Source organism: Mesorhizobium sp. M0522, assembly GCF_040321085.1.
GTDB lineage: Bacteria > Pseudomonadota > Alphaproteobacteria > Rhizobiales > Rhizobiaceae > Mesorhizobium.
Genome location: NZ_JAMYQW010000085.1, coordinates 1 through 4,440, shown reverse-complemented (window position 1 = coordinate 4,440; position 4,440 = coordinate 1). Strand labels below are relative to the sequence as shown.

Annotated in this window: 3 protein-coding genes and 1 pseudogene; 3 read left to right on the top strand and 1 reads right to left on the bottom strand. The window is 57.7% G+C overall.

Annotated features, from left to right (window positions below):
• Positions 1 to 215, bottom strand: a pseudogene (locus NKI58_RS35270) (hypothetical protein); the annotation flags it as partial.
• Positions 216 to 602: 387 nt separating this feature from the next.
• Here NKI58_RS35270 and NKI58_RS35265 point away from each other — a divergent pair.
• The 3 genes from NKI58_RS35265 (at position 603) to NKI58_RS35255 (ending at position 4,276) form a co-directional block, all read left to right on the top strand.
• Positions 603 to 869, top strand: coding sequence for a type II toxin-antitoxin system prevent-host-death family antitoxin (locus NKI58_RS35265; protein WP_023679089.1), 267 nt, complete (start codon positions 603 to 605; stop codon positions 867 to 869).
• Entirely contained in the window at positions 866 to 1,288 is a 423-nt protein-coding gene (locus NKI58_RS35260) for a type II toxin-antitoxin system VapC family toxin (RefSeq protein ID WP_352480554.1), read from the top strand. The genes NKI58_RS35265 and NKI58_RS35260 overlap by 4 nt, the downstream gene beginning before the upstream one ends.
• A gap of 921 nt (positions 1,289 to 2,209) precedes the next feature.
• Entirely contained in the window at positions 2,210 to 4,276 is a 2,067-nt protein-coding gene (locus NKI58_RS35255) for a carbamoyltransferase family protein (protein ID WP_023679092.1), read from the top strand.
• The last annotated feature ends 164 nt before the right edge of the window (positions 4,277 to 4,440 follow it).

Genomic DNA, 4,440 nt, shown 5'->3' with positions numbered 1-4,440 from the left:
AGATGACGAAGCGCCATGATCAGAAGAAGATGGCCGACATGAAGACTGTCAGCCGTCGCATCGAAACCAGCGTAAGCGGGTACGACGCCTGCTTCAAAGGCGGCATCGACACCCGGCAGGTCGGTCCCTTGATTTACATAGCCGCGCTCAATGAGCGTCTTCAAAGCGGCCGAACATGGTTCGGAATGACCGGTTGATAAATCGGGAAGTGCCATAGGGAATCCTCCTGGTATTGCCGCCAGGGGGTCCTCTCAATGAACAAGCCGCCTGACGGCGGCTTGTTTCAAGGCATGATCGAAACGCGCCGCTCCTTATGGAAGCGTCGCATAATAGATTGCAGCGATGGGCGCGGACTTGATCATGTGCCGATGCATAAAGGACTTTATCCGCACCTGCAAGCAATCTGAAATGGCTACTTCGGGGAGCTGCCGAGCCTTTGTCGCGACGATTTTGCAACTGACTTTTGCACCGTCGCAGAACTCAACTTTTGCGACAACATCTCACCAAGGCGTCCGGGCTCTAGAAAAAAGTCCCCCTCCCCTGTTGCGGTCACTATGCATTTTTATATAGTCACCGTAGTCACAATGGTCACGGAGGCCAGAATGCAGTCTGCTCCAAAAGAGGATGCCAACTGGACCGTCGCTCGGGCCAAGGCGCGGCTGTCGGAAGTCATCGAGCGTGCGCAGGCGGCGCCGCAAACGATCACGCGCAACGGTAGGCCAAGCGTCGTTGTCGTCTCCGCCGAGGAATGGCAACGCAAGACGGTGCGCAAGGGTACGCTTGCGGAGTTTCTGCTGGAGTCGCCGCTACGCGGCGCGGAACTCGACCTTGAGCGTCAACGCGATGAACCGCGTGATCTGCCGCTGTGAGGCTACTGCTGGACACGAATGTCCTGTCCGAGGTGACAAGGCCGGCGCCGGACGCACGCGTTCTGGAATGGCTGGACAAGCTCGACGAGGATCGCTCGTTCATCAGCGTGGTGTCGATCGCGGAAATCCGGCGCGGCGTTGCTCTCATGGGCGAGGGTCGGAAGCGTGAGGCGCTGGCCGAATGGCTTGCCCGAGACCTGCCTCAGCGTTTCGAGCAGAGAGTCCTCCCCGTCGACGAGCCGGTTGCTCTGGCCTGGGGCGATCTGATGGGTCTTGCGAAGCGCCGCGGCCGCGGGCTGACGTCAATGGACGGATTGATCGCAGCCACAGCGATTGCCCAGGAGCTCACTCTGGCAACGCGTAATATGAAGGATTTCGAAGGCTTCGGAATAGAGCTCTTCGATCCGTGGACTGCGTGAATCGCCCAGCACCTCATCCCGAATGCTCGAAGCGAATTTCGAAAAAGAAGTGTGGGTTTGCTCTCATACCCTTTGCTGAAATGTTGTGACAGAGCGCATGGAATGCCACGCGCTTCAAATCGGAGTAGCCATCCAGGAAGCCTGAAGCCCTTTGAAGCGCATGTCCGTCAGCTATTCATAGCGTGGATGACTTTGATCGAAACAAACGATTTCATAACTCTTCGGAAATCTTGCATGGACAAAAGCACGTCCGCACCGATCACCCATCCAAGGAGAAAATCTTCCATGCGCCCTGACGTGCAGTGGAGGTCGTGCCGAGAAGTGAGTTGCAACTGGCCGACCATGTCGGCGGTTCGACGCTAGTCGTCCCCAATGTTCCTGAGCTGCGAAGTCTTGCAGGCGAGCCCGCTGCCCAGCGCGATTCTGCTTGTGGGCGGGCTTATTGCCGCAGGCAGATCCGGTCGGCTCGTCTGGGCAGCGGATTGGAGACCCGGCCGGCAGCGCTACCATACAACATCAGCGCACTTTACATCTACGCGGTATTGCCGTGCTTCCAGTCGGTGCCATGTTTGGCCGACGCATGACGCGATGCGGCCTCCTGCACAGCCGAAGGCGTTATCGGATGTGCGACCGGGAAGCAGGTGGACAGTGCAGCACGTGTCACTCGCTGTGCGACGGTCTTTCGGGGAATGAAATCGGGCCAGTTCACGGCGCGGTGATCCAGCCAAGCTCTCGGCGTCATGGAACGGCAGGCGCCACGATCGAAGCATCTCATGTTGATTCAGGCGGACCCCTTATGAGGCGTTCTTTGATGCCGGTGATGCCTGACAGGCGGTTGCAGCTGCAAGCGACAATGCGGCCTATTTAGTTGGAAACGGAGGCAGGCCAATTTGGCTTGCCCGTCACTATGTGGAGAAAGAAATGCTGTGTCTAGGAATTAGCGGCGGACTTGACCAAGTCCATGAAAACCGATTCGAGCTTCGGAACGCCTTTATGCACGATGGCGCCGCGGTGCTCGTCCGAGACGGACGGGTGATAGCAGCCGTCGAAGAGGAACGCCTCAATCGGATGAAACACTCCAACAAGCTCCCAATTCGTTCGATTCAATACTGTCTGTCAGCGGCGGGGGTTCAGCTCAACGACATTGATCGTGTCGCGCTCTACGCCAGCGAGCCCTATGCCAACGCCATGCTTGAAGGTATGTCCGCATCCCACCCGGACATTCTCTCCATTCCGTTGGATGCTAAAACGTTGGTGCAGGATCTGTTAACGCGTGAGTTCGGCACTAAGTTGGACAGTTCGCGTATTTCATTCGTAAGTCATCATCAGGCGCACGCCGTGAGCGCCTTTGCAATGTCGGGCTTCGAACAAAGTCTCATTCTAGCGATTGATGGCTCTGGTGATTTCCTATCGGGCCTCTTGGCGGTAGGGTCTGGCACAGAAATTACGCAACTCGAGGCTTTCCCCGAGAACAATTCTCTTGGGCTGTTTTATCTCGAGACGATCCGCTATCTCGGCTACGGCTTGTTCGACGAGTATAAGGTAATGGGACTCGCGCCCTACGGCGACCCCGCTCCCTATCGCGAGCTCTTCGAGCAGTTCTACGAGCTCTCCGCCAACGGCGGTGGCTACCGTGTTCACCTCGACCGCATCGGTCCGGCGTTGCTCCGCAATATCGAGGTCAGGCGAAAGGGAATGCCCTTCACCCAGCAGCATCGAGATGTGAGTGCGTCACTGCAGGAAGCGCTTGAGCGGATCGTGTTCCACATTCTCCGGCATCACCGTGAGGCCACCGGCATGAAGCGGTTGTGCCTGGCGGGGGGGGTGGCCCACAACTGTACGATGAACGGTAAGCTGCTGTATTCAGGGCTTTTCGAAGACATCTTCGTGCAACCCGCGTCTCACGACGCTGGCTGCGCATTGGGAGCTGCGCTGATAGTCTCTAACGAGATGGGCCGCCCCGCGCCGTGTGAGCGACTGCAGGAGGTCTATTGGGGTCCTGATCTCGGGAGCGAGCGCGCCGTGCAACAGGAACTGAATGCATGGGCCGGACATCTCGAGGTTGAACGCTCTGATGACGTGGCAAGCAGTGCAGCCGACTGGATCGCCAACGGCGCCGTGATCGGCTGGGTGCAGGGTCGTTCGGAGTTTGGGCCACGTGCGCTGGGCAACCGCAGCATTCTTGCCGACCCTCGGCCCGCCGCAAACAAGGACCGGATCAATGCGATGGTCAAGAAGCGCGAAGGCTATCGGCCCTTCGCGCCATCTGTGCTGGAGGAGGATGCGAGCGAATTTTTCGACCTCCCGGACGGTAGGCACGAATTTCCATTCATGAATTTCGTCGTTCGCGTGCGTGACTCAAAGCGCGCCTTGCTCGGTGCCATCACGCACGTCGACGGTACCGCTCGCCTGCAAACAGTATCGCACAACGCCAATCCCGCGTACTGGGAGGTCATCAATGCGTTCAAGAAGCGCACAGGCACTCCAATTCTGCTCAATACGTCCTTTAACAACAATGCCGAACCGATCGTGGATTCGGTTGCAGACGCGATTGCCACCTTTCTGACGACAGAGCTGGATGGACTTGTGGTCGGGCCCTTCCTGGTAAAAAAGCGGGCTGCAACGCTGCAGGATTGGACTGCGCTTGCGGTTTCGTTGCCGCCCTATGTGTCCCTCCATCAAACCCGCGCTTACAAAGCGCCAGATCGTCGGGAAACTCACTGCGAGATCAGCACGACCCACTTCAACAGTGACAGTGTGCGAATTTCACACGACTTGTTTAATCTGCTGATGCGGATTGAGGGCGAAGCCATGTTGGGAGATCTCCTCAATACAATTGCGCCGGATCAGGCTAAGCGTGACGCTGTGATGGAGGGCCTGCGACGACTGTGGGAGCAGCGCCTCGTTCGGTTGCATCCCTCACAAGCTGCTCGCACGGATCAAGACTGCGATCAAACGCTGGACCAGCATAACAGGCTCTCAGCGTGATAGCGATGCCGCTATCCAAGCTCGGCGAATAAACGTGTTCATCGACGCCGCCTGCCAGCTCACAGCGGGGAGGGGGGGGAAATAAAAAAAAGGGTTTTTAGTGCACATAATGTTTGGCCCCCCCGCCGCGCAGAAAAAAACGCCAGCGGCGGGGGCGTTTTTTT

Excerpts from the sequence above, each read along its gene's own strand:
- NKI58_RS35265 (WP_023679089.1), top strand. The coding sequence starts at position 603 with ATGCAGTCTGCTCCAAAAGAGGATGCCAACTGGACCGTCGCTCGGGCC.
- NKI58_RS35255 (WP_023679092.1), top strand. The coding sequence starts at position 2,210 with ATGCTGTGTCTAGGAATTAGCGGCGGACTTGACCAAGTCCATGAAAAC.